This window comes from Novosphingobium sp. 63-713, from assembly GCF_001898925.1.
Lineage (GTDB): Bacteria > Pseudomonadota > Alphaproteobacteria > Sphingomonadales > Sphingomonadaceae > Novosphingobium.
The window spans coordinates 116,706-142,820 of the sequence record NZ_MKVS01000005.1 but is presented as its reverse complement, the minus strand read 5'-3'; the positions used below and the strand labels follow the sequence as shown (position 1 = coordinate 142,820).

General features: G+C 61.9%; 19 protein-coding genes. 10 read left to right on the top strand and 9 right to left on the bottom strand.

Translation table 11 applies throughout. The annotated features are described in order from the left end of the window. Positions 1 to 91: 91 nt before the first annotated feature. The 3 genes from BGP00_RS01745 (at position 92) to BGP00_RS01735 (ending at position 1,690) form a co-directional block, all read left to right on the top strand. Positions 92 to 394 carry a metalloregulator ArsR/SmtB family transcription factor gene (locus BGP00_RS01745; protein ID WP_168601708.1) on the top strand — a complete coding sequence of 101 codons (303 nt, stop codon included), beginning with the start codon at positions 92 to 94 and terminating at the stop codon, positions 392 to 394. A 67-nt stretch (positions 395 to 461) separates the two neighbouring features. Further along, positions 462 to 1,442: a permease gene (locus BGP00_RS01740; protein WP_292921820.1), complete on the top strand. Its 981-nt coding sequence runs from the start codon at positions 462 to 464 to the stop codon at positions 1,440 to 1,442. A gap of 11 nt (positions 1,443 to 1,453) precedes the next feature. Next, positions 1,454 to 1,690 (top strand): thioredoxin family protein, encoded by a 237-nt coding sequence (locus tag BGP00_RS01735; protein WP_168601709.1) that lies wholly within the window; start codon positions 1,454 to 1,456, stop codon positions 1,688 to 1,690. A gap of 81 nt (positions 1,691 to 1,771) precedes the next feature. Here BGP00_RS01735 and BGP00_RS01730 read toward each other — a convergent pair whose 3' ends face one another. The 7 genes from BGP00_RS01730 to BGP00_RS01700 all read right to left on the bottom strand — a co-directional run bounded on the left by BGP00_RS01730 (position 1,772) and on the right by BGP00_RS01700 (position 12,604). After that, positions 1,772 to 2,152, bottom strand: coding sequence for a glycine zipper 2TM domain-containing protein (locus tag BGP00_RS01730; RefSeq protein ID WP_168601710.1), 381 nt, complete (start codon positions 2,150 to 2,152; stop codon positions 1,772 to 1,774). A gap of 262 nt (positions 2,153 to 2,414) precedes the next feature. Next, on the bottom strand, positions 2,415 to 3,227 hold the full coding sequence (locus BGP00_RS01725; protein WP_292921821.1) for a peptidylprolyl isomerase: 813 nt from the start codon (positions 3,225 to 3,227) through the stop codon (positions 2,415 to 2,417). Further along, the gene (gene narI, locus BGP00_RS01720; protein ID WP_292921822.1) at positions 3,220 to 3,924 is read right to left on the bottom strand and encodes a respiratory nitrate reductase subunit gamma; all 705 of its coding nucleotides are present in this window, start codon (positions 3,922 to 3,924) and stop codon (positions 3,220 to 3,222) included. The genes BGP00_RS01725 and narI overlap by 8 nt, the downstream gene beginning before the upstream one ends. Next, positions 3,917 to 4,615 carry a nitrate reductase molybdenum cofactor assembly chaperone gene (gene narJ, locus BGP00_RS01715; RefSeq protein WP_168601713.1) on the bottom strand — a complete coding sequence of 233 codons (699 nt, stop codon included), beginning with the start codon at positions 4,613 to 4,615 and terminating at the stop codon, positions 3,917 to 3,919. Before narJ ends, narI begins: the two co-directional genes overlap by 8 nt. Beyond that, positions 4,615 to 6,138 carry a nitrate reductase subunit beta gene (gene narH / locus BGP00_RS01710; protein WP_292921823.1) on the bottom strand — a complete coding sequence of 508 codons (1,524 nt, stop codon included), beginning with the start codon at positions 6,136 to 6,138 and terminating at the stop codon, positions 4,615 to 4,617. The genes narJ and narH overlap by 1 nt, the downstream gene beginning before the upstream one ends. Next, a complete protein-coding gene (locus tag BGP00_RS01705) occupies positions 6,135 to 9,872 on the bottom strand; it encodes a nitrate reductase subunit alpha (protein WP_292921824.1) in 3,738 nt (1,245 codons plus the stop codon). The genes narH and BGP00_RS01705 overlap by 4 nt, the downstream gene beginning before the upstream one ends. Continuing rightward, positions 9,869 to 12,604: an MFS transporter gene (locus BGP00_RS01700; RefSeq protein WP_292925691.1), complete on the bottom strand. Its 2,736-nt coding sequence runs from the start codon at positions 12,602 to 12,604 to the stop codon at positions 9,869 to 9,871. The genes BGP00_RS01705 and BGP00_RS01700 overlap by 4 nt, the downstream gene beginning before the upstream one ends. Positions 12,605 to 12,823: 219 nt before the next feature. Here BGP00_RS01700 and BGP00_RS01695 point away from each other — a divergent pair, with 219 nt between their 5' ends. Next, positions 12,824 to 13,510 (top strand): helix-turn-helix domain-containing protein, encoded by a 687-nt coding sequence (locus tag BGP00_RS01695; protein ID WP_292925690.1) that lies wholly within the window; start codon positions 12,824 to 12,826, stop codon positions 13,508 to 13,510. On the opposite strand, the gene BGP00_RS01690 is transcribed toward BGP00_RS01695, so the two are convergent. Continuing rightward, positions 13,500 to 14,714: an NnrS family protein gene (locus tag BGP00_RS01690; protein ID WP_292925689.1), complete on the bottom strand. Its 1,215-nt coding sequence runs from the start codon at positions 14,712 to 14,714 to the stop codon at positions 13,500 to 13,502. The genes BGP00_RS01695 and BGP00_RS01690 overlap by 11 nt on opposite strands. A 39-nt stretch (positions 14,715 to 14,753) precedes the next feature. Continuing rightward, positions 14,754 to 15,221 (bottom strand): hemerythrin domain-containing protein, encoded by a 468-nt coding sequence (locus BGP00_RS01685; RefSeq protein ID WP_292922951.1) that lies wholly within the window; start codon positions 15,219 to 15,221, stop codon positions 14,754 to 14,756. A 132-nt stretch (positions 15,222 to 15,353) separates the two neighbouring features. On the opposite strand from BGP00_RS01685, the gene BGP00_RS01680 reads away from it, so the two are divergent. From BGP00_RS01680 to BGP00_RS01655, 6 genes are all read left to right on the top strand, one after another. Continuing rightward, the gene (locus BGP00_RS01680) at positions 15,354 to 15,755 is read left to right on the top strand and encodes an Rrf2 family transcriptional regulator (protein WP_292922953.1); all 402 of its coding nucleotides are present in this window, start codon (positions 15,354 to 15,356) and stop codon (positions 15,753 to 15,755) included. Positions 15,756 to 15,804: 49 nt separating this feature from the next. Next, positions 15,805 to 17,046 carry a cystathionine gamma-synthase gene (gene metB, locus BGP00_RS01675; protein ID WP_292922955.1) on the top strand — a complete coding sequence of 414 codons (1,242 nt, stop codon included), beginning with the start codon at positions 15,805 to 15,807 and terminating at the stop codon, positions 17,044 to 17,046. Between the two features lie 339 nt (positions 17,047 to 17,385). Beyond that, a complete protein-coding gene (locus BGP00_RS01670) occupies positions 17,386 to 20,871 on the top strand; it encodes a DUF3857 domain-containing protein (protein WP_292922957.1) in 3,486 nt (1,161 codons plus the stop codon). A gap of 126 nt (positions 20,872 to 20,997) precedes the next feature. Next, a complete protein-coding gene (locus BGP00_RS01665) occupies positions 20,998 to 22,362 on the top strand; it encodes an AarF/ABC1/UbiB kinase family protein (RefSeq protein WP_292922959.1) in 1,365 nt (454 codons plus the stop codon). Positions 22,363 to 22,408: 46 nt separating this feature from the next. Continuing rightward, the gene (locus tag BGP00_RS01660; RefSeq protein WP_292925688.1) at positions 22,409 to 23,386 is read left to right on the top strand and encodes a helix-turn-helix domain-containing protein; all 978 of its coding nucleotides are present in this window, start codon (positions 22,409 to 22,411) and stop codon (positions 23,384 to 23,386) included. Between the two features lie 121 nt (positions 23,387 to 23,507). Beyond that, a complete protein-coding gene (locus BGP00_RS01655) occupies positions 23,508 to 26,111 on the top strand; it encodes a TonB-dependent receptor (protein ID WP_292922962.1) in 2,604 nt (867 codons plus the stop codon). Positions 26,112 to 26,115 lie beyond the last annotated feature (4 nt).

The window sequence follows — 26,115 nt, the reverse complement described above, 5'->3', positions numbered from 1 at the left end:
GAGATAGCCCATCAGCCCATCAATGCATTCAGCGCGAAGCCGGTTGACAGGCGTCAATGCGCTCATGCGTTTCGGCGCATAGATTGCCAAGATGCACAGGCCCATCGATCATTTGCTTGCCGCTCTTGCCGAACCCACGCGGTTGCGCGCCCTGCATATTCTTTGGGATGGCGACGAGCATTGCGTCTGCGAATTGATGGACCGGCTTGGCGCCACCCAATCGCGCATGTCGCGCCATATGGCGCGGTTGAAGTCGGTTGGGCTGTTGACCGACCGACGCGATGCGCAATGGACGCGCTATCGCCGCAATCCCGATATGCCCGCCGCCTGGGTCGCGGTGATCGAGGCCATTCTGGCCGCATTGCCCCCATCTGCCAATCAAAAGGCCGCCTGATATGACCAAAGGGCCTGCAAACCCCTATAGAACCCCGCAAGCATGGTTCGCCGGCATTGCCATCGGCGTGGCCATATGGTTTGCCCTTTATCGACAGTTGCAGCCGGTTTCGCGCTGGCTTGTGGCGCAATTGCCGATCCCGGCGGGCAGCCATCTGGCCGCTTCGGTCGAATTCTTCTTCTATGACACGCCCAAAGTGCTGATGCTGCTGACGCTTGTGGTCTTTGCCATGGGCGTTGTGCGCAGCTTCTTCTCGCCGGAGCGAACGCGCGCGCTGCTGGCGGGCAAACGCGAGGGCGTGGGCAATATCGCCGCTGCCATGCTGGGCATTGTCACGCCCTTTTGTTCCTGCTCGGCGGTGCCGCTGTTTGTGGGCTTTGTCTCGGCGGGCGTGCCGCTGGGGGTGACGTTTTCCTTTCTGATTTCGGCCCCGATGGTCAATGAAGTGGCGCTGGGCCTGTTGTTCGCGCTGCTCGGCTGGAAGGTTGCCCTGACCTATCTTGCCTTTGGCCTGTCGATTGCCATCCTTTCGGGCTGGATCATCGGCCGCCTGCATCTCGAAGGCTGGCTTGAAACCTGGGTGCGCGAGGTCCGCGCCGGGCAAGACCTGCCGGATGAAGAGCATCGCGACTGGGTCAACCGCTTCGAGGCGGGCTGGGATGCGGTCAAAGAGATCGTCGGCAAAGTATGGTACTGGATCATTGCAGGCATTGCGGCGGGCGCCTTTATCCATGGCTATGTTCCGGCGGGCCTGCTGGCGCGGATTATGGGGGCGGGAGCTTGGTGGTCGGTGCCCGCGGCGGTGCTGGTGGGTGTGCCGATGTATTCCAATGCGGCCGGTATCATCCCCGTTGTCGACGCGCTGCTGGGCAAGGGGGCGGCGCTGGGCACGGTGCTGGCCTTCATGATGTCGGTCACCGCCCTGTCGCTGCCCGAAATGATCATCCTGCGTAAAGTGCTTAGCCTGAAACTGATCGTCGTTTTTGCCGGGGTGGTGGCGCTGGGCATTCTGGCGGTCGGCTATCTCTTCAATGTCCTCTTTGCCTGAAAGGATTTCCGATGAAAGATGTCAAAGTGCTGGGTCCCGGCTGCAAGCGTTGCCAAACGGTCGAGGCCATGGTCAAGGCGGCGGCGGAGTCTCTGGGCGTCCCTGTCGCTTTGGAAAAGGTGACGGATTATGCTGACATAGCCAGGTTCGGCGTCCTGTCGACACCGGGGATCGTTATTGACAACAAGGTCGTCCATGCGGGCGGCATTCCCCGGGAAGAGGATCTCCGGCGCTGGCTGCAAGGCTGAGCGCGACCGTTTGATCGCCCGGTTGATCGAGAGCCGCAGACATCTGCGGCTCTCGCAAAACAGTGATATCCGCTGGTCAGCTTAGCGGCACGTCACGCTGCCCCGGTCGATTTCGCGCCCGAGCAGGCCGCCTCCGGCAGCGCCCAGAATGGTGCCAAGCGTCCGGTCCCCACGGCCCGCGATCTGGTTGCCCAATACGCCGCCCAGCGCCGCGCCGACCACCAGTCCGGTGGTGCCATTGCTGCGGCGGCAGTAATAGCGCCCGTCATTGCCTCGCCAGATCCGATCATCGCGGCCAAGGCGCCGATACTCGACATGGCGCCCATGATCGCGATAATCCCGATACTCGTCATGACCGCGGCGGCCATAGGCGGGCGCCCAAGGCGGCGGATCGGCAAGGGCGGGCGTGGCGATCGGCAGCATGATGGCGGCCAGCGCGGCCGAAATGACAATTTTGCGCATAAGGTTTCGTATCCCTTTGTCCGTTGTCTGATCTCTTGCTTGCCCTCTTTTTGGCATGGGCATCAGCAACCGGACATGAACAAAGAGTTCCTGCATTCGAAGCGGATCGGCAGGGCCGACGTGCCAGCGGAAAACGCGCCACGAAGCCCGCAGAGGCGCGATTTTCTGCGGCCCTAGCGCATGGCAACGGGAATTTCATCGGCCAACCGGATCAACGCCCTGGCGATTTTGCCATTCATCAGCCGCTTTCGCTTCGTCGCTCTTATTGCACCAATGATCCCGATGCCCCTGCGATCGAAACACCCTCCAGTTCGGCATGGCCCGCCAGCAGGCCGACATATTGCGCCATGGCCCGCCGCCAGCTGGCTTCCTCGAGATATTCGATAATCCGGCGCGAGACGGCCTCGAACGGAAGGTCGCGCGCTTCCTGGCGCCGCCCGGCGCGGATGACATGCAGGCCAAAGCGGGTTTTGACCGGAACGGGGTGGAGCGCCCAGGCCTCCAGCGCGAAGAGCACCTCTTCGAATTCGGGCACAAGCGCGCCGGGCGTGATCTGCCCCAGCTTGCCGCCCTGATCGCGGGAGGGACAAGCCGAATGGCGCCGGGCCAGCTCGGCAAAGGTTTCCGGCCTGTCCTGCAAATGGCGGATCGCCCCGCGCGCATCGCTGGTGGCCAGTCCATAGGCCATGGCATCAGCCGGATCAGCCGCGAAGAGGATATGTTCGGCCTCGACCATCGGGGGCGAGCGGAAGCGGGCGCGATGGGTTTGGTAATAGCGTCTGGCGGTGGCCTCGTCGGCCCGCGGCGTTTTGACCTCGCAGGCCAGCAGGGCCTCGATTCTGGCCTCCTCCTCCGACAGCGGGCGCCCTTCGGCATCGACAAGGTCATTCGCCACAATGTTCAACCTGTCGGCTTCATCGAGCAGCAACTGGCGGATGACCAGGGCTTCCGCCGCCGCCCTGCGGGCCTCATGGGCGGTGGCGGCGGGATGATGCTGCGTTTCGGCGGCAATGGTTGCAGGCGCGATTTCCCTGCCGTTCACCGCCACACGCGGATACTCGGGCGCGTCAGCCATGATGAGCCGCCAGTTTGCGCGAGCGCACCACCTGATAACCCGACCGCCAGACATAGCGGACCGGCATGCTCAGCATATGCACGAGGCGCGTGAAGGGAAAGATCAGCAGGATGGTCAGCCCAAGCATCAGATGCAGTTTGAACACCACCGCCACATCGCGGATTGACGCTGCGGCATCGGCGCGGAAGGTGAAAATGCCCTGTGCCCATGCCATGAACTTGACCATTTCGTGGCCATCGAGATGCTGCGCCGAAACCGGGATGGTGGACAGACCCAGCGCCAGTTGCGTCCAGAGCAGCAGGATCACCAGATTGTCGCTGAAACTGGAGGCGGCGCGCACACGCGGGTCGAAAAAGCGCCGGTGGATCAGCAGGCTGGCGCCCGCGATGGCCATGCATCCCGCAACCCCGCCCGCGCTCATGGCCAGCAATTGCTTGGCGCCATGCGACACGCCCAGCGCATCCCAGATGGCAATGGGGGTGAGCAGGCCGACCAGATGCCCGGCAAAGATCATCAGCACGCCCGCATGAAACAGCACCGAGCCGACGATCAACTGCTTGCGGCGCAACAACTGGCTGGACCCCGCGCGCCAGGAATAGGGTTCACGATCATAACGGATCACCGAACCCACCGCCAAAACGGCCAGCGCGATATAGGGATAGATGCCAAAGAGCAGGTGGTGCATGAAATCAGCCATGGTTCCGGTTCCTCTCAAGCGCGGGAGAGTGCAGGCGGGCGACCATGGCGGCCGCTTTGGGGCATTCGCCTTCGCCTGCGGCAGGTGTCGGCGTGTCAAAGCGGACCTGCTGCTCTTCCCAGATGGCGTCGAGAGCGCTCAGATCCTCGGGATCATCGGCCGGCGCGAGGGAGGCCGATGATCCCGTTGCCCCGGCCAGCCCGGACAGGATCCGCATCGGCGCGGCATAGAGCGCATCGCGTTCGGCCAGCCTTTCGGCCAGAGCCTCGATGATCAGTCCGGGCTGGGCAAGTTCCTCGAGCACCTGCGGCAAGGGAAGACACGAGAGATACTCAAGGAACATCGGCAAATAGTCGGGCAATTCATTGGCCGTGATTTCAAGGCCCTGCGCCATATAGCGGCTGCGCAATTCGACCATCGCCTGTCCGCGGTCCCGGCTTTCGCCGTGGACATGTTCGAACAGATGCAGCGAAATGGCGCGGCCGCGATCGAACAGGCCGACATAGCGCTCCTGAAGATCGAGCAGTTCCTCATCGACAATGGCCGCGATCAGCGGTTCGAGCTGCCCGATCTGGCCGCTTTCCAGCACGCCGTCCAGTTCGAGCGTGGCCAGCAGTTCGGGCGCGGCCTGTTGCAGGCCTTCGGTGGGATAGCGCAGCAGGTGCGAGAGGATGAGCAGAGTATGACGCATCAGAACACCTCCGAGGGCGTTTGCAGTTTCTTGCGGGCAGGGGCGCCAAACAGGTTGGGCTGCGACGATCCGCCGGAGCAGCCATTGCCGAAGGAAAAACCGCAGCCGCCGCGCTCGTCATACATGTCCTCGGCATCCTCGCGGTGGCCGCTGGGGATCACGAACCGATCCTCATAATTGGCGATGGCCATGATCCGGTACATCTCTTCGATCTGCGCGGCCGACAGGCCCACACCCGTCGCGATCGGTTCCTCGATCACACCCTTGACCGTTTTGGCGCGCATATAGGCGCGCATGGCCAGCATCCGCTCCAGCGCGTCGATCACCGGCGCCTCCTTGCCCGCCGTCAGCAGATTGGCGAGATATCTGACCGGAATGCGCAGCGAGCGGACATCGGGCATCCCGTTATGGGCCGAAATCTTGCCCGCGCTGGCCGCCGCATTGATGGGCGAGAGGGGCGGCACATACCAGACCATCGGCAGGGTGCGATATTCCGGATGCAGCGGGAAGGCGACTTTCCATTCCATCGCCATTTTCCAGACCGGCGAATGGCGTGCCGCCTCCAGCCATGCTTCGGGAACGCCATCGGCGCGGGCCTGCCGGATGACGTCGGGATCGTGGGGGTCCAGAAAGATATCCAGTTGGGCATGATAGAGATCCTCGACATTTTCCGCGCTGGCCGCTTCCTCGATCCGGTCCGCATCATAGAGCATCACGCCAAGATAGCGGATGCGCCCCACGCAGGTTTCCGAACAGACCGTAGGCTGGCCCGCCTCGATCCGGGGATAGCAGAAGATGCATTTCTCGCTCTTGCCGCTTTTCCAGTTGAAGTAGATCTTTTTATAGGGACAGCCCGAGACGCACATGCGCCAGCCCCGGCATTTTTCCTGATCGATCAGGACGATGCCGTCCTCCTCGCGCTTGTAGATCGAGCCGGAGGGACAGGCGGCCACGCAGGTGGGATTGAGGCAATGTTCGCATAGGCGCGGCAGGTACATCAGGAACGTGTTTTCGAACTCGCCATAGATTTCCTTCTGCACGCCTTCAAAGTTGTAATCGGCCGAGCGTTTGGCGAATTCGCCGCCAAGGATCTCTTCCCAATTGGGGCCGCCCTCGATCTTTTCCATCCGTTGCCCCGAAATCAGGCTGCGCGGACGGGCGGTGGGAAAGGCCTTGCTTTCACCCACCTGTTGCAGATGGGCATAATCATAGGTGAAAGGCTCGTAGTAATCGTCGATTTCAGGCAGGTCGGGATTGGCGAAAATCTTGGCCAGCAGCCGCCATTTGCCCCCCATGCGCGGTTGCAGCCGCCCGTGGCGCAATTCCCAGCCGCCGTTCCAGCGCTTCTGGTTCTCCCAATCCTTGGGAAAGCCGACGCCCGGCTTGCTTTCCACATTGTTGAACCAGGCATATTCCAGCCCTTCGCGGCTGGTCCACACATTCTTGCAGGTGACCGAGCAGGTATGGCAGCCGATGCATTTGTCGAGGTTGAGCACTTTGCCGATTTGCGCGCGAACTTTCATGCTGCATGCTCCCCTTCGGCCAGCGGTCCTTCAAGCCAGTCCACCTTTTCCAGCTTGCGCACGATCACGAATTCATCGCGGTTCGACCCCACCGTGCCGTAATAGTTGAAGCCATAGGCTTGCTGGACATAGCCGCCGATCATATGGGTGGGTTTCAGGATCGCGCGGGTCACGGAATTGTGGATGCCGCCGCGCTGTCCGGTCAGGGGCGATCCGGGCATGTTCACATGCTTTTCCTGCGCATGATACATGAACAGTGTGCCTTCCTTCATGCGTTGCGAGACGACCACGCGGGCGACCAGTGCGCCATTGGCGTTGAACGTTTCCACCCAGTCATTGTCGACCAGCCCGGCCTTGGCGGCATCGATCTCGCTGATCCAGACGATGGGGCCGCCGCGCGAGAGGGTCAGCATCAGCTGATTGTCGGTATAGGTGGAATGGATGCCCCATTTCTGATGCGGGGTGATGAAGTTGAGCACGACGTGTTTCTGGCCCTCGGCCCGGTCGAGCATGGGCTTGACCGCCTTGGTGTCGATCGGCGGGCGATAGACGCACAGCGCCTCGCCAAAGGCCAGCATCCATTTGTGATCCTGATACAATTGCTGGCGACCGGTCAGCGTGCGCCAGGGGATCAGTTCGTGGACATTGGTATAGCCGGCGTTGTAGCAGACATGCTCGCTTTCCAGCCCCGACCATGTGGGCGAAGAGATGATCTTGCGCGGCTGGGCCTGAATGTCGCGAAAGCGGATTTTCTCCTCCTGCTTGGGCCGCGCCAGATGGGTGTGGTCCTTGCCGGTGTTTTCCGACAGCGCCGCCCATGCCCGGACGGCTACTTCACCATTGGTTTCGGGCGCCAGCATCAGCAACACTTCGGCGGCATCGATTGCGGTGTCGATGCGCGGCATGCCTCTGGTCGGCCCTTCCTCCTGCACAGTGCCGTTCAACTGGCGCAGGTTTTCGACTTCCTGCGCCGTGGGCCAGGCGATGCCCTTGCCGCCATTGCCCAGCTTGTCCATCAGCGGGCCAAGCGCGGTGAAACGCTTGTAGAGATTGGGATAGTCCCGCTCGATCACCGCTACCGTGGCCATGGTCTTGCCCGGTACCGGCTCGCATTGGCCCGTGCCCCAATCGGCCACGTCAAAGGGCTGGGCCAGTTCATGGGCGCTGTCATGCTGGATGGGGGTAAGCACGACATCCTGCTCCACCCCCAGCACTTCGGGGGCGACTTCGGAGAATTTCCTGGCCAGCCCTTTGTAGATGTCCCAGTCGCTGCGCGATTCCCACACCGGATCGACCGCCGCCGAAAGCGGATGGATGAAAGGATGCATGTCCGAGGTGTTGAGATCGTCCTTTTCATACCAACTGGCCGTGGGCAGCACGATGTCGGAATAGACGCAGGTGGTGGACATACGAAAATCGAGCGTGACCAGCAGGTCGAGCTTACCCTTGGGCGCTTCGTCGTGCCATGTGACCTCGCGCGGTTTTTGCCGCCCGGCCTCGCCCAGATCCTTGCCCTGAACGCCATGGGCGGTGCCCAGCAGGTGTTTGAGGAAATACTCGTGCCCCTTTCCCGATGAGCCGAGCAGGTTGGAGCGCCAGACGAACATGTTGCGGGGCCAGTTCGCCGGATCATCGGGATCAAGGCAGGACATTTCCAGCGTCCCCGATTTCAGAGCGCCCGCAACATAATCCTTGGCCTCCATGCCGCTGGCCGCCGCTGCCTTGCCGACTTCCAGCGGATTGGTCTTGAGCTGCGGCGCGCTGGGTAGCCAGCCCATCCTTTCGGCGCGGATATTGTAATCGATCAGGCTGCCGTCCCAGTCGCCTTTGGGCGCGGTGGGCGAGAGAATTTCGCCGACATCGAGCGTTTCATAGCGCCATTGGTCGGTATGCGCGTAAAAGAAGCTGGTCCCGTTCATGTGGCGCGGCGGGCGCGCCCAATCGAGCCCGAAGGCCAGCGGCGCCCATCCGGTTTGCGGGCGCAGCTTTTCCTGCCCCACATAATGCGCCCATCCGCCCCCCGATTGCCCTACACAGCCGCACATCACCAGAAGGTTGATGATCCCCCGGTAATTCATGTCCATATGATACCAGTGATTGAGGCCCGCCCCCAGAATCACCATGGATTTGCCCTTGGTCGCTTCGGCATTGGCGGCAAATTCGCGGGCGGTGGTGATGATGTGATCGGCCGGAATGCCGGTGATCTTTTCCGCCCAAGCCGGGGTATAGGGCGTCATTTCGCCATAATCGCGCGCGACGAAATCGCCGCCCAGACCGCGATCCAGCCCGTAATTGGCGCAAAGCAGATCGAACACCGTTGCCACATAGGCCCGGCCCCCGACCAACTCCATCCGGCGCACCGGGACGCGCCGGGGCAGAATGTCGGGATGGTCGGTTCCGGCGAAATGGTCATGCTCGCGGTTGCCGAAATAGGGAAAGGCAACATCGACGACTTCGTCGTGATCCTTGTCCAGAATGGCGGTCAACCGCAGCTTGACCTTGCGGTCCTTGCCGTCCTTTTCCTCAAGGTTCCATTTGCCCTTCTCGCCCCAGCGAAAACCGGCGGTGCCCGAAGGAGCGACCACATCGTCGCTGTCCTCGTCGATGGCGACGCATTTCCACTCCGGATTGTTGCTCTCGCCAAGGCCATCGGCAAAATCGCTGGCGCGCAGCAGGCGTTCGGGCACCAGACGGCCATCCTGTTGGACCAGCCGCACCAGCATCGGCATGTCCGAATATCGGCGGCAATAATCCTCGAAATAGGGCGCCTGCCGGTCGAGGTGGAATTCGCGCAGGATGACATGGCCCATCGCCAGCGCCAGCGCCGCATCCGTCCCCTGCTTGGGATTGAGCCAGAGGTCGGCGAATTTGGTGGCTTCGGCATAATCGGGGCTGACCACGGCCACCTTGGCGCCGCGATAACGCGCCTCGGTCATGAAATGGGCGTCGGGCGTGCGGGTCTGCGGCACATTGCTGCCCCACAGCATCAGGAAGCCCGCATTGTACCAATCCGCGCTTTCGCAAACATCGGTCTGTTCGCCCCATGTCATCGGGCTGGAGGGCGGCAGATCGCAATACCAGTCATAGAAGGACAGGCAGGTGCCGCCCAGCAGCGACAGATAGCGCGCACCCGCGGCATAGGAGACCATCGACATGGCCGGGATGGGCGAAAAGCCGACTACCCGATCAGGCCCCCATGTCTTGGCGGTATAGGCATTGGCCGCCGCGATGATCTCATTCACCTCGTCCCATGTGGAGCGCACGAAGCCGCCATGACCGCGAATGGCGGTATAGCTCTTGCGCTTGACCGGATCGTTCTGGATCGCGGCCCATGCGGCCACGGGCGGCAGATGGCGCCGCGCCTCGCGCCACAGGCGGACAAGGCGCTTGCGGATCATCGGATATTTCAGCCGCTGGGCCGAATAGATATACCACGAATAGCTCGCTCCGCGCGGGCACCCGCGCGGCTCGTGATTGGGCAGTTCGGGGCGTGTGCGCGGATAATCGGTCTGCTGGGTTTCCCAGGTGATGATCCCGCCCTTGACGTAGATCTTCCAGCTGCATGACCCGGTGCAGTTCACCCCATGGGTGCTGCGCACGATCTTGTCATGTTGCCAGCGTCGGCGATAGCTGTCCTCCCAGTCGCGGGCCTCGCCGGTGGTCACGCCATGCCCGCCCGAGAACGGTTCTTTCTTCTGGCGAAAGAAGGTCAGGCGATCGAGCAAATGGCTCATGCGGGGGCTCCTTGGGTCTGTGAAAGGGGGGAGGGCAGGCCATGCTCGGTGGCGTGGAGCAGGCCGCTGCGGCGCGCATAGACCCACCAGGTCAATCCGGCGCAGCTGATGTAAAAGAGCAGGAATCCCCACAGGGCGGGCTGGGGGCTGCCGGTCAGGGTGATCGAGGTGCCAAAAGCCTTGGGAATGTAGAAGGCGCCATAGGCGGCAATGGCCGAGGTAAAGCCAACGATTGCGGCGGCTTCCTTGTCCGCCTGTTTTTCCGCCTCGACCGGGCCGAGTTCGGGCATCAGGCGCGGTGTTTCGAGACGCATGATGTTGGGGATCATCTGAAACGTCGAGGCATTGCCGATGCCGGTGACGAAGAACATGAAGACGAACATGGCAAGGAAGCCGCCAAAGTCCTTGGCATCGAGGGAATACATGACCCCGAAAGTGCCCGCGATCATGGCCATGAAGACCCATAGCGTGACCCTTGCCCCGCCCCATCGGTCGGCCACCCAGCCGGTGGCGGCCCGGCTGATTGCACCCACCAGCGGCGCGATCCACACATATTTGAGCGCGTCGACGTCGGGAAATTCCTTTTTGGCCAGCAAGGGCAGGCTGGCGGAAAAGCCGATGAAGGACCCGAAAGTGCCGGTGTAGAGCCAGCACATCAGCCAAGTGTGCCTGCGCTGAAAGATCACCGCCTGTTCGGCAAAGGTGGCCTTGGCATCGGCAATATCATTCATGCCGAACCATGCCAGCAGGCTGGAGGCGATGATGAAGGGGACCCAGACAAATCCGGCGTTTTGCAGCCAGAGACGGGCGCCCGTGCCGGTCAGTTGCGGTTCGCCGCCAAGAGTGCCGAACACGCCGCCCGTGATGACCACCGGCACCAGAAACTGCATCACCGAAACGCCCAGATTGCCCAGCCCCCCATTGAGCGCCAGCGCGCTGCCTTTGCGCGATGTGGGAAAGAAAAAGCCGATATTGGCCATGGAGGAGGCAAAATTGCCGCCGCCAAACCCGCAAAGCAGCGCCAGAACGAGAAAGATGAAATAGGGCGTGCCGGGATTTTGCACAGCATAGCCGATGCCAAAGGCCGGGATCAGCAATGAGGCCGTGCTGAGCGTTGTCCACAGGCGGCCGCCGAAAACCGGCACCATAAAGCTGTAGAAAATCCGCAAGGTCGCGCCCGACAGTCCGGGCAGCGCGGCAAGCCAGAACAACTGGTCCGTGGTGTAGTCAAACCCGATGAGGGGGAGTTTGGCCACGACCACGGACCAGACCATCCACACCGCAAAGGCAAGAAGCAGGGCGGGGATGGAAAGGAAAAGATTGCGCCGGGCGATGCCTTCGCCCTTGGCCGCCCAGAAGGCGGGGTCTTCGGGACGCCAGTCGGCCAGCACCCTGCCGGTGGTGGGCGGTGCATGACGGACAGGATCGTGCAGGCCGATCATCTCGGGCATTTGCGGCAGGGCCTGCGGGTCGATCCGGTTGGCCTTGCGCTCCATCTGGCGGATCGCGCCATGCATCCAGGCAAGAGCCACGCCCACAAGAAGGAACAGCACGGCAAAGCAACTGGTCCAGATCCCGGTAAGATCGCTGACCACGCCAAAGACGATGGGCAGCACGAACCCGCCCAGCCCGCCCACCATGCCCACCAGTCCGCCCACCGGGCCGACATGGTCGGGATAATAGACCGGGATATGCTTGAAGACGGCGGCCATGCCCAGCGCCATGAAGAAACCAAGCACAAAGACCGTCAGGACGAAGGGAACCAGCCCCATCGAGGTGGAAAAGCGGATGTCGCCCTTGATGCCGTGGATGACGTAATCGGTGGCCGGATAGGACAGCATGAAGAGCAACAGCAGCGAGACGCCAAAGGTGGCATACATGATGCGGCGGGCGCCATAGCGGTCGGACAGGATGCCGCCATAGGCCCGGAACAGGCTGGCCGAGAGGCTGAAGGTAGCGGCCAGCACGCCAGCGGCTTTGACATCGAGGCCATAGACGCCGATCAGATATTTGGGCAGCCACAAGGCGAGGGCCACAAAGGCGCCGAATACAAAGAAGTAATAGAGCGAAAAACGCCAGACCTGCTCGTTTCCGAGCGGCTGCAACTGTTCCGCCAGTCCTTTGGCGCGCGCGCCGGTTTTGCGCCGGGCGGCCAGTTCGGGATCATCCTTGGCCAGAAGAAAGAACAGAACTGCCGTGGCGGCCAAGGCCAGCGCCCAGATCCGCGCCACCGCCTGCCAGCCAAACGCCACCATGACGAAGGGCGCGGCGCTCTGGGTAATGAAGGCCCCCACATTGCCCATGCCGAAAAAGCCCAAGGCGGCGCCTTGGCGCGATGGCGGATACCATTTCGACACATAGGCAACGCCAATCGCAAAACCGCCACCGGCCAGCCCAAGCCCGAGGGCTGCCAGCAGCATTGCCGGATAGCTGACGGCATAGGTGAGCAGCATGGTCGAGGCCGCCGATGCCAGCATGGTAAGGGCAAAGACCGCCCGCCCGCCATATCGGTCGGTCCAGACGCCCAGCAGCAGCCGCAGCAGCGAACCGGTCAGGATCGGGGTTCCGACCAGCAGGCCAAATTGTGTGTCGTTGAGCCCCAATTCGGATTTGATCCGGATGCCGATGATTCCAAAGATCGTCCACACAGCGAAACAGACGGCAAAGGCAAGGGTGCTCAGCCCCAAGGCTCTTTGGGGGTCATTGCCCGGCGATCTCACGTGCGAGGACATGATGGTCTGCTCCGTCCCTGAATCGAACTTCGCGGATAGGCCTTGCCGACTTGCCCGACTGCTTAGTTGATGCATATCAATTTTTGTTGGGAGGGCATGACTAAATCAAAACCAATTAATATTGGCTATTTTATGGATGAATTTGGATCGGAAGAAAACTTGATAATTATCAAGACGTGCTGTATGATCCGAGCATTCCCCTAAGGAGAGGCTTGAGGAATGCGCGCTGCCGAAAGACCTGAAATTGCCCAATTGCCACTGTTTCGGGAAATGGCGGAAAGCGAACGCGAACGGATTTTCTCCGGCTCGTTCCTGCAGGTATTTCCCCCTCAGCTCACCCTGTTCGAGCTGGGGCAGAGGGCCGATTTCCTGCATGTCCTGATCGACGGCATGGCCGAGCTTTATACCAGCGGTGCGGGCCGCGACACGACGATGCGCATCGTTGAGCCGGTGTCCAGCTTCATCCTTGCCGCTGTTGTCACAGACATGCCCTATCTGATGTCGGCGCGCACATTGGTGTCCTCGCGCATTCTTCTGGTGCCTGCCGCGCTGATCCGCGAAGTTGTCCGCAAGGATCACAATCTGATGGAGGCCACCATGCGGGAACTGGCGCTGGCCTATCGGGATCTAGTGCGTGCGCTGACCGATATCAAGCTGCGCCAGTCGGCCGAACGGTTGGGCAATCTCGTGCTTCAGCAGGAACGGCGTCAGGGCGGGCATGGGCGGGTCGTGTTGCGCGCTGAAAAGCGGTTGCTGGCCTCGCTGCTGGGCATGACACCGGAGAACCTCTCACGCGGCTTTGGCGTGCTGGCCAAACATGGCGCCCTCACCGATGGGGCGCAGATCACGATCACCGACCGCGCTGCGCTGGAGGCATTTGCGCGGCCGGATGCGGTCAGCGATTGAGCGGGCCCCGGTCCTCCCGCCGGTTTGTCAGCATCGGTCCGTAGCGCAGGCAGAACCGGGCAAAACCCGCAATCCATGCGATCCCGGCAAGGTCATGCAGCGCCGGGCCCCATTGCGGGATCATGCCGGAGGCAAAGCGCAGCATAACGGCCGCAAACAAGGCCAGATAAAGCGCCATGGTGGCGCGGTCGGCGGCCAGTTCATGGCCGGTATGCCCGCGCGTGGCCCGCGTCATGACGGCTATCGTCATCATGGCGATGCAACCGGCCATCCACAAATGCTGCCCCGCCGCATTGGTGGCAAGGGCAGGAGCAACCGCTGAAACCGCCATAACCAGCGCACCAACCGGCAGGAAGGCATAGGCAAGATGCAGCACCCAGACCAGCGGCTCGCTCAGCGTGCGATCCCCGGCCCATCGGACAAGGCGCAGCAGATGCAGCACGCCCGCCGCAGCCAGCGCCAGAGCCGTCAGGCGGGATGAGGGCGCCGCGATCCACGCCAGCACAGCCGCCAACAGCACTGCCAGCGCGATTCTGTCGAAGCCCTGTTCGGGAGGGGTGGGCATGCGGCCGGGCCGGTTGCGGGTAAGCCAGTTTTTGGTGAAGGCGGGAATGATCCTGCCGCCAATGAGGGCGATCAGCATGATGACTGCCGCCACACCGGTCCGCAGGCCTTGTCCCTGAGCGGCAAATTCGTGGCGGGCCGCCTCACAATGGAACATCGCATTGCCCAGCGTGAAAATGCCCAGCAGCACCAGCACGCCCAGATTGCGCCAATTGCGCCCGGCAATGATTTCCCGCGCGATGACGAGGGACAAGACCACCGGCAGCGCCAGATCCGCCGCCGCCACCAAAATCGGAGACAACATCTGCGACACGGCAATGGCGATACGGCCCAGCATCCAGAGCGAAAACAACCCGACCAGCGGCCAGCCCATAATCGGCGGCCTGCCGGTCCAGTTGGGAACGGCGGTCAGCAGAAAACCGGCGATGACCGCGCCCAGATAGCCATAGAGAAATTCATGGGCGTGCCAGCTGATCGGATCAAAACCGGTGGGCAGGGCAAACAGGCCCGCCAACATGCCGATCCATACCGCCATCGCCAGCCCCGCCCATAGGCCTGCGCCCAGAAAGAAGGGGCGGAAACCATAGGTGAAGAGCGCGGGGCCTTGCCACGGGCGAGTCTGATCGGCGGTGTTGCTCACGTTGCGGCCCCTTGAATATGCGGGATATGGCAATCGGGCTTAATGCTCGAACAGCGGAAAGAGCGTCTCATTCTCGGTCCGCACATGATCGCCAAAATCGGACAGGAATTGGCCAAGGTCTTCATAGAGCATGGTCCATGTGCGGCAGGCACCTTCGGGCAGGATGAGATCGCCCGCCAGCCTGCGGATGGTATGAGCCTCCTCGATATGCCCGGCGTGATCGGCGCGCATGACATGGATCGGATGTTCGATGCCCGGCATCCCGCCCCGCCGCATGGCCGGAAAGAGGATAAACTCTTCCTTGCGCATATGATCGTCCAGCTCACCGAAGAAGCGGCGCAGGGCGGCGGCAAGGTCATGGGGAGCCTGGCTCTGATCGGCATGAACGGCTTCGACTTTTTCAGCCCATGCAATGAGTTGCGGGAATTGTTCGCGATGGCGCGCGTGAAAATGCTGTTCGATGTGATGAGTCAGCGCCACCGGGTCGATCATGAGGGTGTCGGTCACGATTTGTTGCTCCAATTCATTGGGAGACAATGAGCCGTTTGGCTGGAATCGAGCCTGTCCGGCCTTGCAAGGGATGGCTACGCCTGTTAATAGGCATTGTAAATACCAATTCATCAGCCGAAAGATTTGGCCATGCGCCTGACCTCTTTTACCGATTACGGACTGCGGATGCTGATGCGCATGGCGCGCGCGCCCGAGCGGGTATTTTCCACGGGCGAAATGGCCGAGGAACTGGGCCTGCCGCGCAACCATCTGGCCAAGATCGTTCAAAAGCTGGCGCAGATGGGTATTGTTGAAACGCGGCGCGGGGGCGGGGGCGGGGCCATTCTGGCGCGCTCGCCCGATCAGATTTCGCTGGGAGACATCATTCGCCGGCTTGAGGACGGACAAGCGCTGGTGGACTGTCTGGCCACGGGGGGCGAGCGGGATTGTTCGATCGACGGCAAATGCCGGTTGAAGTTTCGCCTGATTGCCGCCGAGCGAGCCTTTTACGCCGACCTCGACAAGACTAGTCTGGCCAGCATAGCCCTATGATCTGGCGTCACGCGGCGTTTCAGGCCGCCATCAGGACAGGAGTGCAGGCATGACAAAAGACCGCCACGATCACCCCCTGCACAGGGAAACCATCGCGGCCAGCCATGGTGTCGCGACGGACCCGGCCTTTGGCGCGGTTGCCCCGCCGCTGTATCTTTCGACCACTTATGAATTTGCCGGTTTTGATCAGGCCCGCCGATATGACTATGGCCGCGCGGGCAATCCGACGCGCGACCTCTTGTGCGATGCCTTGGCCCGGTTGGAAGGCGGGGCCGGGGCGGTGGTGACCTCCAGCGGCATGGCGGCCATCGATCTGGTGCTGGGGCAATTGTCGTGCGATGATCTGGTGATCGCACCTCACGATTGTTATGGCGGAACGATGCGGCTGTTGAAAGCCAGAGCGGCGCGGCGGCATTTTCAGATCGTCTTTGTGGATCAGTCCGATCTCGATGCCGTATCGGATGCCCTTGGGCGGGGCGCGGCCCTGCTGTTTGTCGAGACGCCCAGCAATCCCTTGATGCGCATTGTCGACATTGCCGCCTTGTGCCGGATGGCGCATGCCGTTGGCGCGCAGGTCGTGGTGGACAACACTTTTCTGTCCCCGGCGGTTCAGCGCCCCCTTTCGCTGGGTGCGGATTATGTTGTTCACTCGACAACGAAATTTCTCAACGGCCATTCGGACGTCATCGGCGGCGCGGTCATTGCGGCGCAGGAGCAGGCGGCGGCTTCCCTCAAGCAATGGTGCAATGTGATCGGCACCGCCGGATCGCCTTTCGATGCCTGGCTGACATTGAGGGGGCTACGCAGCCTGTTTGCCCGGATGCGGCAACAGCAGGCCACCGCCATGGCAATTGCCAAATTTCTGCACAGTCACCCTGCTGTTGCCAAGGTGCATTACCCCGGTCTGGCGTCCCATGCCGGGCATAAACTGGCCGGATCGCAGCAAACGGGTTTTGGCGCGATGCTGAGCTTTGAACTGGCCGGGGGCGAGGCAGCGGTCCGCCGCTTCGTGGCCCATATTGCGGTGCTGACTTTGGCCGAATCCCTTGGCGGCGTTGAAAGCCTGATCGCGCATCCGGCCACCATGACCCATGCCGATATGGGCAAGGAAGCGCGTCAGGCGGCAGGGATAAAGGACAGTCTGCTGCGCCTTTCGGTCGGATTGGAGCATGGCGACGACCTGCTGGCCGACCTTGGGCGCGCCTTGGAGGCGAGCGCTGATGCGACGATCCCGCTTTGCCGCCATGAAGAACTGGCCAGGGCGGAAAATGCGCGGAGAAGCGAGCGGTAGCGCCCGGCGGGTTTCAAAGTCCCGGGCCGTGCTGGCCGCTTTTCAGGAATATCTGCGCAATATCGCCTATGCTTCGTGCTGCGCAATCCGTGAAGCGGAGTGTTGGGCGCGATGGTTCCGCTGTCCGCGCCTTTGTGCTTTCTCTTTTGCCAACCTTTTTGGTTTGTGTTTCGCAATAGGTTTCAAGGCAACGAAAATCGTCAACTCCGATCACGCAAAGAAAATAATGGGTCCGTATCGGCGTTTTCATAACTGAAAACTTGTCAGTCGCGCGATTGGGTCATAGCAGGAATGCACTGCCCAAGGGGATCATTCGACTGTATCATGCAAAAGTCTTCAATGCCTTATCTGGCCTTGGCCGCCCTGCTTGCCGGTTCGGTGATGGCGGCGCCGGCTCTGGGTTCCCCTGACACGTCCATGGTGGCGCAGGACAGCGCCGACAAATCGGCGCTTGACCATGCCCTGACGCGCGAAGCGGTTCCCGACTGGGTGAAAATGCGAAGCATTCAGGACGTGACGGCCAAGCAAATGGGCAATGCCGAAAGTGGCATTTACTACGTCCTGACCGATTTTCAGGTCCGCACCACGGGCCAGGGCCATGATGACTGGCGGCGCGTTGCCAAGCGTGTGGTGAACAGGGCGGGGCTGGAGGCGGCGGGCCAGCTTTCCTTCAGCGTTGACCCGCATTTCGAAACGCTTGCTCTTCATTTTGTCCATATCATCCGCGACGGCAAGGTGATCGACCGCACTGGCGAGGCGAAATTCCGGCTGGTGGCGCAGGAGGATGATCTGGACGACGGGATCGTCAGCGGCGCGATGAAGGCCATCACCAACCTGCGCGACGTGCGGGTGGGCGATGTGGTCGATTATGCGGTGACGACCCATGCGCGCAGCAGTCTTTGGCCCGGCCATGGGTTTCAATATACCACCCAGCGCTTTTCCGATCCTCAGGGGTTGCAGGCCCTGCGCTATCTGTGGCCCGATGGGATGCAGCCCCAGTTTCGCGCTTTGAACAGCACCATTGTCTTCAAACAGACCAGGCTGGGCAATATGACGGAATGGGAGTGGACCCAGACCGACGCACCCGCCACCGATGCCGAAAAATGGGTGCCCCAAACCGCGTATCAATGGGGCATGGTCGAATGGTCGACGATGAGTCAGTGGTCACAGGTCGTCCAATGGGCCATGCCGCTTTATGCTGGCGACGAAAGCCTGACGGATGAGTTTGCGGCAAAGCTGGACGCCATTGCCAAGGCCTATCCGGCCCCCGCCGACCGCCTGACCGAGGTTTCGCGCTATCTTCAGGACAATATCCGCTATGTGGGCGAGGAAATCGGGGAGGGTTCCTATGTCCCCCGCCGCCCCCGGCTGGTCCTTGAACGCGGCTATGGCGACTGCAAGGATAAGGCGCTGCTGCTGACGGTGGCCTTGCGGCGGTTGGGGATAGAAGCGGCGCCTGCGCTGGTTTCCACCAGTTCGGGCTTTGCGCTCAAGCAGGAATTGCCCTCGCCGCTGGCGTTTGACCATGTGATCGTGCGCGTGGTGCTGGATGGCAAGGTGACATGGATCGACGCAACGGGCGCCCATCGCGGCGGACGCGGTCTGAATATCGTTCCCTCGGATCTTGGCTATGCCCTGCCGCTGCGGGCCGGACAGACCGATCTTGAGCGCATGACGAATTTTCCCGAACATGCCGGGAAAGTCACCGTTGCAGAGCACTATGCCATCGACCCTGACGCGGCTGTTGCGCTCAGGTTTGATGTGGAAACGGTGTACACGGACGAGCGGGCCGATGATTTCCGGGCCAGCGTCGCCTCGCGCGGGGCGACGCGGATCGCCAAGAACAATCTCAATTTCTACAGCAAACGCTATGCCGGTTTGAAAGAAAGCCGGACGCTGAACATCCGGGATGATCGCGATGCCAATGTCCTGACGATGGTGGAGCATTACGAACTGTCCAAGGCGGACTGGGACAAGGACGGCCTGTTTTCAAAATTGGTGACGCAGGCCTACAATGTCGATGATATTTTGCCCGAAAAGCAGGTCACTCCCCGGCGCAACCCCTTGGGTCTGCCTTCTTCCGCCTTGCGCGAGCATGTGATCGAGCTGAACGTCAAAGGCAAAAAGCTCGCGATGCCCGATGATATCGACAAGGTGGTGGGCGCGATCCATTTCCGCCGCAACAGCACGCAGGTGAATAATGGCCTGCGCATGGTCTACACGCTGGATACCGGTTTGGAAGACGAAGTGCCCGCCGGCAAGGCCAGGGAGATTTATGATCTCTCGACGCTGATTGACGATGAAGCCGGTCTTGCATTCCATTTCGACCAATCGGCCAATACCGCCGACGAACCCAAATCCGCCGTCGGCGCTGAACTGGGCGCCTATCAGGCGGATTTGAAAAAGATTGTCGAACTTTCGACCAAGGGTGACGATCAAAGCGCTGGCGCGGCGCTGGCGCTGGCCAACACCATCCTTGCCAAGCTGCCCCAGGCATCGGTCGGCGCGGGGATTATGGAAGGGATCAAGGGTGGCCTGCTTGCCCAGCTTCGGCGGCCGGTGGCGGCGCTGGCTTCGCTGCGTGCGGCCACGGCCCAGTATGACGGTAATCCGGCGGTCTACCATCTGTGGCTGGCGTTCGAGCTGGATCAGCTGGACGCCCCGACTTTCAACAAAGTTCTGCAGCGTACGCTGGCTGTTCAGCCCGATGTGGTGAAGGATATGCCGCTGGCCTGGGTGAAACAGGCGATGCGGACCATTCAAAAACTGCCGCCCGCCCAGCGCGACAGTGTGAAGCAGGATTTCTGCATCGCCATGGTGTCTGCGGACTGGCAATTGAACCCGCGCAGCCTGATGGGCGACCAGATCCTGAGCTGCGCCATCGCCGCGCAAACCAAGCGCGGGCAATTGGCCGCAGCGCGCGCGCTGCTGGACAAATCGCCTCCGGCATCCACCTTGGCCTCCATGTCCTCCAACCGGACCTATCAGGCATTGTGGCCCGATCTGGACAGGCAGGCAGGCGACGGTTTCCAAAAAGCGCTGGAGCGCGATTTGGCGCGCACTGTGCTGGCCCTGAAGGCAACGCCCGACGCCATGGACAAGATCCAGAGCCAGATGCAGGCGCTGGGCGCGCTGGGTCGGTATGAGGCCGCCGCCGAACTGGCCCGGCCCGTCGTGGCCGATATGAACAAGATCGAAGCGGCGGAGGAAGAGGGTTTCTGGCTGGTCAACAGCTATTCCAATGCGCTGATGCATATGGGCAAATTTGATGAATCCGTTGCCGCTCTCGACAAGGTTCTCGCGCTTGGTGTCGATCGCTATCCCTCGCTGGTCTCCATGGCGATCAATCGGCTCGAAGTGCTCTATGACGCAGAACGGTTTCAGGCCATTCTCGATGACGGTGCCGCGCTGGAAAAAGGATCGGGCGACAGGATCAGCGATTTCGGCCGGATGTGGATCTGGGCTTATCAGGCTTGCGCTCGCTACGCTTTGAACCAGACGGCCGAAGGGCGCGCGATCGAAGAGAAAATGGCCGCCAAGTCGAGCACCAATCAGCACGCGATGGCCATGGCTTTGGCCTGTCGCGGCGACGAGGCGGCGCTGGCCGATCAGATCCTCGCCCGTTTGGAGGATGAGGATCAGAGGGATTCCACTCTGGACCTTCTCCTTGTGTTCAAAGGCAAGGATATGCTCTCGCCCCGGCGTCAGCGCATCCTTCAAACCGTGGCGCGCGCGCTCCAGACACCCAAGGTGCAGGCTGCCGTGAAAAGGCTGGGGCGGCCCGTGAACTATGCAGGAACGCGGCAGGGCTGGCCGGACACCTGAGGTTGAACGGGTTGCGCTGCGCTCTTGCCCGATCAGCCATCTGGCAAACCGACCGGGGCAACCCCATGTCTGGCATATGGAAAAGGACGTTTTGACAAATTCGCCGCTCCGGCCCGGTGACGCACCATGAGCCGGTCGCGTGCTGTGCCCAGCGGCAGACTGGCGCGTCTGGCCGGTCTGGGCCAACTGGCGGGCGGCGTTGTCGGCGGCGCCCTGGCCGAGGGCGTGCGTCGTCTGGCGCAGGGTCAGCGGCCTTCACTGGCTGATGTTCTGTTGACCCCGGCCAATGCCTTGCGCACCGCCGATCAGCTTGCCCGGCTGCGCGGCGCGGCGATGAAGCTGGGGCAGATGCTTTCGCTGGACGCCGGTGATCTGTTGCCGCCGGAACTGGCCTCCATTCTGGCCCGCCTGCGCGAGGCCGGCGACACGATGCCGCCGGGCCAGCTTAACCGGGTGCTCACCGCCGAATGGGGCCGCGATTGGCGGCAACGCTTCGCCCGCTTTGATCCGCGACCGCTCGCGGCGGCCTCCATCGGTCAGGTGCATCGGGCGGCCTTGCACGATGGGCGCGAGGTGGCGGTCAAGGTGCAATATCCCGGTGTGGCCACCAGCATCAATGCCGATATCGACAATGTCGCCACCCTGCTGCACCTGTCGGGACTGCTGCCCGATGCGCTCGATATCGCTCCTTTGCTGGCCGAGGCCAAATTGCAGCTGCATGAGGAAGCCGACTATCTGCGCGAGGCCGAGCAGATGCGCCGCTATGGGGAACGGCTTGCTGGCGACGCACGTTTCATAGTCCCGTCGCCGGTTTCCGAGCTTTCCGGCAAGCATGTGCTGGTTATGGACTATATGGCCGGGGCGCCGATCGAAACTTTGGCTCAGGCTTCACAGGCGGAGCGCAATGCCGCCATGGCGGCGCTGTTCGATCTGGTGCTGAAGGAAATCTTTGTCTTTGATGCGATGCAGACCGACCCGAATTTCGCCAATTACCGCTGGCAGGCCGAGACCGGGCGCATCGTTCTGCTCGATTTCGGCGCAGCGCGGGCTGTTTTGCCGGAAACCCGGTCTGCCTATGGGCGGATGTTCGCGGCGGGGTTGGCGGGGGATCGCGATGCGCTGATCGACGCGCTGGTCGAGGGCGGTTTTGTCGGTCAGGCGATGAGCCGGAAGCATCGCCCGGCGCTGGCCGCGATGGTCGATTTCATGATCGGCCACCTCAACCGGCCGGGCCTGTTCGACTTTGCCGACCGCAGCTTTGTGGGCCACATGCGCGATCTGGGCGATGGCATCGCGCGCGACCGCGCCACATGGCATGTGCCCCCCGCGCCCACTCTGTTCGTTCAGCGCAAGGTGAGCGGAACCGCGCTGCTGGCGGTCAGGCTGAAGGCGCAATTGCTGCTGCGCGATATGGTTGAGGCCGCGCTGGGCTCGGTTGCATCCGGGGCAGGGGCGGCAAGCCCGGAGCTCTCGCTGTCACCGGGCAACTGAAAGGCGCGCGTCGTCGCCTTTCCAAAAGCCGCCGGTGCCGCTATGCATGGCAAGCATCAAATGCGCCGGTCAGAGCGCATCGGATAACGGGGAGAGCGCGATGCTGATCAAGCACGCTACGGGCTCGGTTTGCGCCAATGAGAGGCTGGATTACTGGAACGATCTGATCGCGGCGATGTTTCCGGGCATGACCGTCGATGGCGCGCGCGATATTGATGCCAGCTGGACCGGGTGCCGACTGGGCGATTTCGGGCTCAGCCTTGCGCTTTCGCAGCGTTCCTCGGTGCGGCGATGGGCGGGCAGCGCGCCGCAAAGCGTAGGGGAGCGCGGGCTGATCCATTTCCAGTCCCAGGGTTTCAGCGCCACCGAGCAATGCGGCCGCCATGCTGCGCTTTTCTCCGGCGATCTGACCTTTTGCGCGCCCGAAGAGCCCTATGGCATCGAAATTTCCGACCGCAACGCAATGTTCGTGATCGATTTCCCATGGGAAGCCTTGCGCGAATTCGGCGCAAGACCCGGCATGATTCTGCGGCACAGGACGCCTTCTCTGGGGGTGCTGCGTGGTTTCATCGCCTCGATTTTCGCCCAGAGCTGGAGCGACACCCATACGCCTGCGGAAAGCGAGGCCTTGGGCGAAGTGCTGATGCGTCTGCTGGCCAATGCCATGCGGACGCGCGAAAGCAGGCCGGAGGCGGGGGCCGACCTGCGCGAAAGGGTGCTGGCTTTTGTAGAGGACAATCTGGCCAATGGCGCGCTGCGCACCGGGTCCATCGCGCAAAGTCTGGGCGTACCCGCGCGCGAGGTGCAGATGGTCTTTGCCGAAATGGCGACAACGGCCAGCGATTATATCAACACGCGCCGTCTGGCGCTGGCGGCAGACCGTTTGCGCAAGGGAACGCGCGGTGCTTCGCTCAGCGATCTGGCCTATGAGCTGGGTTTTTCCGATGCGGCCCATTTCAGCCGCCGTTTCCGCGAACGCTTCGGCGAAACGCCCAGTTTCTATGCCACCCGGTTCCGGGGATAGGGCGGCCCATTTCCGTTCGTTCAAGCAAAGGGCGGCTGGGCGTTCAAGACAGTCAATGCTATAAGGGATAACGTTTCCTCCATCAGGGCGGCCAAGCCGCCTGAACGGGAGAGGAAACATCATGCGACACCATCTTTGGGTCAGCAGCGCCCTTGCGGCCGCGCTGGCCTCCGCCCCGGCCATGGCGCAGCAGGCCACTTTCGAGCCTGCCATCGGCGAAATCGTCGTTACCGCGCAGAAGCGTTCGGAAAATGTCCAGAACGTGCCGATTGCCATCAGCGCCTTCACCGCCTCGGCGCTCAAGGAGCGTTCGGTGACCTCGGTTTCATCGCTTTCGGCGCTGGCGCCCAATGTCAATCTGGATGGCGGCACGCCGTTTTCGGGGTCCTCGGCGGTGCTTTCGGCCACGATCCGCGGGATCGGCTCGGATGATTTTGCCTTCAACATCGATCCGGGCGTCGGCATCTATCTCGACGGCGTTTATCTGGCGCGCACGGTTGGCGCCAATCAGGATCTGCCCGATGTAGAGCGGGTCGAGGTGCTGAAAGGGCCGCAGGGCACGCTGTTTGGCCGCAACACCATCGGCGGCGCCATCAGCATCGTCACTCATGATCCCGGCAAGGAGTTCAAGGGCAGTTTCGATGCCACCACGGGCAGTTTCAACATGGTCAAACTGCGCGCCACGGTTGATATTCCGCTGACCGACAGCCTGTTTTCCTCGCTCACCGTATCGGGCATCAACCGTCAGGGCTTTTTGAAGCGCATTCCCTATCCCGACCAGCGCGCGGGCAATTCGGATTCCTATACCAAGTTTGCCAATGCCGATTATGCCAATGGTTCGCGCGAGGGTGGCGACAACAGTGTGAGCATGCGCGGCAAGCTGAAGTGGGACAATGGCGGGGCGATCACCGCCACCTTTACCGGCGATTATACGCGTCAAGACAGCCCGGCGCAGGCAACCAAGCTGCTGGGCGTGTTCCCCGATGTGCCTGGGCCCTTTGCGGGGGCAAACCATCTGCCCGGCACTGCTTTCGATCCCACATCGACCACGGGTTTTCTGTTTGCCGGTCTCTATAATTTCTGCATCGGCAGCACGCCCGGTCAGATCGCCGCGCGCAATGCGCAGGCCCTGTGCGGCCCGCGCGGCACGCAGTATAACCCGCAATATCAACTGGCCGGCCTTGGCAGCGTCAATGTCGACGGCAATCCGCTCAATGACCGGCTGCCGTGGGATTCGCGCTTCCTGATCGCCAATCCCGATCTCAGCTATGCCAATGGCCCCAGCTTCACCAAGCTGACCGCATGGGGTCTGGGCGGCACGGTGCAGGCCGAGGTCAGCCCCAATCTGACCGTCAAGTCCATCACCGCCTATCGCCAGACCAACTGGAAAGGCGGGGTGGATGCCGATGGCTCGCCGCTTTCCTTCCTCGAACTCAGCTTTACCCAGAACCAGTGGCAATTCAGCCAGGAACTGCAATTGCTGGGCCGGGCGTTCGACAAGAAATTGAACTATGTGCTAGGCGCCTATTATTTCAAGGAAAAGGGCGATCTGCACGACTATGTGAACTTTGCCGAGGGCCTGCTGCAAGTGGACGGCCCCAATAAGTTCAACACCGAGAACTGGGCGCTGTTTGGTCAGCTTGATTTCCGTCCCAGCGATCTGCTCGGTTTCACCGCCGGTGGCCGCTACACGCAGGAGCGCAAGCTGTTTGAAGGCGGGCAGCAGGATCTGAACGGCGGCAATTACAAGCTGTTCGGCTGCGCGGCGGGCGACGGCACAATCGCGCCCTATGGCAATTTCCCGCTGGCGCCTCCTGTGGCTGCGGGCGGACCGCCCTGTTATGCGGCGCTGTCCTATCCCAATCCCGCCAATCCGGTGCAGGTCTATGTGCCGGGCGTAAACCGCAAGAGCTTTTCCAATTTCTCGCCCAAGCTGGGGGTGCAATTGCATCCAGCGCGCGACATCATGGTCTATGGTTCATGGTCCAAGGGCTACAAGACCGGCGGCTGGACCACGCGCCTGACCAACCCGCAGGGCAATGTCGCGCCCGATTTCAACGAGGAAAAGGCCACCACCATCGAGGCGGGCATCAAATCCAGCCTGCTCGACCGCCATCTTCAGGTGAATATGGCCGCCTTCACCACCGCCTATAAGGGCGTGCAGCTCAATATCCAGATCGGCACCTCGCCCACCATCGCCAATGCGGGCGATGCGCGGATCAAGGGGCTTGAGCTGGAAGTGGTGGCCGCCCCGGTCAGGGGGCTGACCATCAATGGCGCGGTGGGCTATATCGATGCGCATTACACTTCGCTCCTGCCCGCCGCGCTGGTCAATGCCAGCCCCATTCCGGGCATTCAGGCGGGCATCTATGTCGGCGCGCCTTTGCCCAAAACGGCGAACTGGAAGATCAATGTCTCGCCCCGCTATGAGATGAAGCTGGGCAATGGCGGCTCCTTCGTGGTGCTGGGCGACTGGACCCACACCACCGAGGTGTGGAACGACATCGCCCGCGCCTTGCTGCTTCGCCGCCCCACCAATGACATGTTCAACGCCAGCCTGACCTACAACGCCCCCGATGCCAAATGGTCGCTCACGCTGGGCGGGACCAATCTGACCGATACCCGCTATATCACCAGCGGCGGGCTGAACATCGCGGCGGGCACGGCCTTTGGCACGTATAACCGGCCGCGCGAATGGTATCTGCGCTATGGGATGAAGTTCTGATGGG

Excerpts from the sequence above, each read along its gene's own strand:
- BGP00_RS01745 (WP_168601708.1), top strand. The coding sequence starts at position 92 with ATGCACAGGCCCATCGATCATTTGCTTGCCGCTCTTGCCGAACCCACG.
- BGP00_RS01735 (WP_168601709.1), top strand. The coding sequence starts at position 1,454 with ATGAAAGATGTCAAAGTGCTGGGTCCCGGCTGCAAGCGTTGCCAAACG.
- BGP00_RS01730 (WP_168601710.1), bottom strand. The coding sequence starts at position 2,152 with ATGCGCAAAATTGTCATTTCGGCCGCGCTGGCCGCCATCATGCTGCCG.
- BGP00_RS01725 (WP_292921821.1), bottom strand. The coding sequence starts at position 3,227 with ATGGCTGACGCGCCCGAGTATCCGCGTGTGGCGGTGAACGGCAGGGAA.
- narI (WP_292921822.1), bottom strand. The coding sequence starts at position 3,924 with ATGGCTGATTTCATGCACCACCTGCTCTTTGGCATCTATCCCTATATC.
- narJ (WP_168601713.1), bottom strand. The coding sequence starts at position 4,615 with ATGCGTCATACTCTGCTCATCCTCTCGCACCTGCTGCGCTATCCCACC.
- narH (WP_292921823.1), bottom strand. The coding sequence starts at position 6,138 with ATGAAAGTTCGCGCGCAAATCGGCAAAGTGCTCAACCTCGACAAATGC.
- BGP00_RS01705 (WP_292921824.1), bottom strand. The coding sequence starts at position 9,872 with ATGAGCCATTTGCTCGATCGCCTGACCTTCTTTCGCCAGAAGAAAGAA.
- BGP00_RS01700 (WP_292925691.1), bottom strand. The coding sequence starts at position 12,604 with ATGTCCTCGCACGTGAGATCGCCGGGCAATGACCCCCAAAGAGCCTTG.
- BGP00_RS01695 (WP_292925690.1), top strand. The coding sequence starts at position 12,824 with ATGCGCGCTGCCGAAAGACCTGAAATTGCCCAATTGCCACTGTTTCGG.
- BGP00_RS01680 (WP_292922953.1), top strand. The coding sequence starts at position 15,354 with ATGCGCCTGACCTCTTTTACCGATTACGGACTGCGGATGCTGATGCGC.
- metB (WP_292922955.1), top strand. The coding sequence starts at position 15,805 with ATGACAAAAGACCGCCACGATCACCCCCTGCACAGGGAAACCATCGCG.
- BGP00_RS01670 (WP_292922957.1), top strand. The coding sequence starts at position 17,386 with ATGCCTTATCTGGCCTTGGCCGCCCTGCTTGCCGGTTCGGTGATGGCG.
- BGP00_RS01665 (WP_292922959.1), top strand. The coding sequence starts at position 20,998 with ATGAGCCGGTCGCGTGCTGTGCCCAGCGGCAGACTGGCGCGTCTGGCC.
- BGP00_RS01660 (WP_292925688.1), top strand. The coding sequence starts at position 22,409 with ATGGCAAGCATCAAATGCGCCGGTCAGAGCGCATCGGATAACGGGGAG.
- BGP00_RS01655 (WP_292922962.1), top strand. The coding sequence starts at position 23,508 with ATGCGACACCATCTTTGGGTCAGCAGCGCCCTTGCGGCCGCGCTGGCC.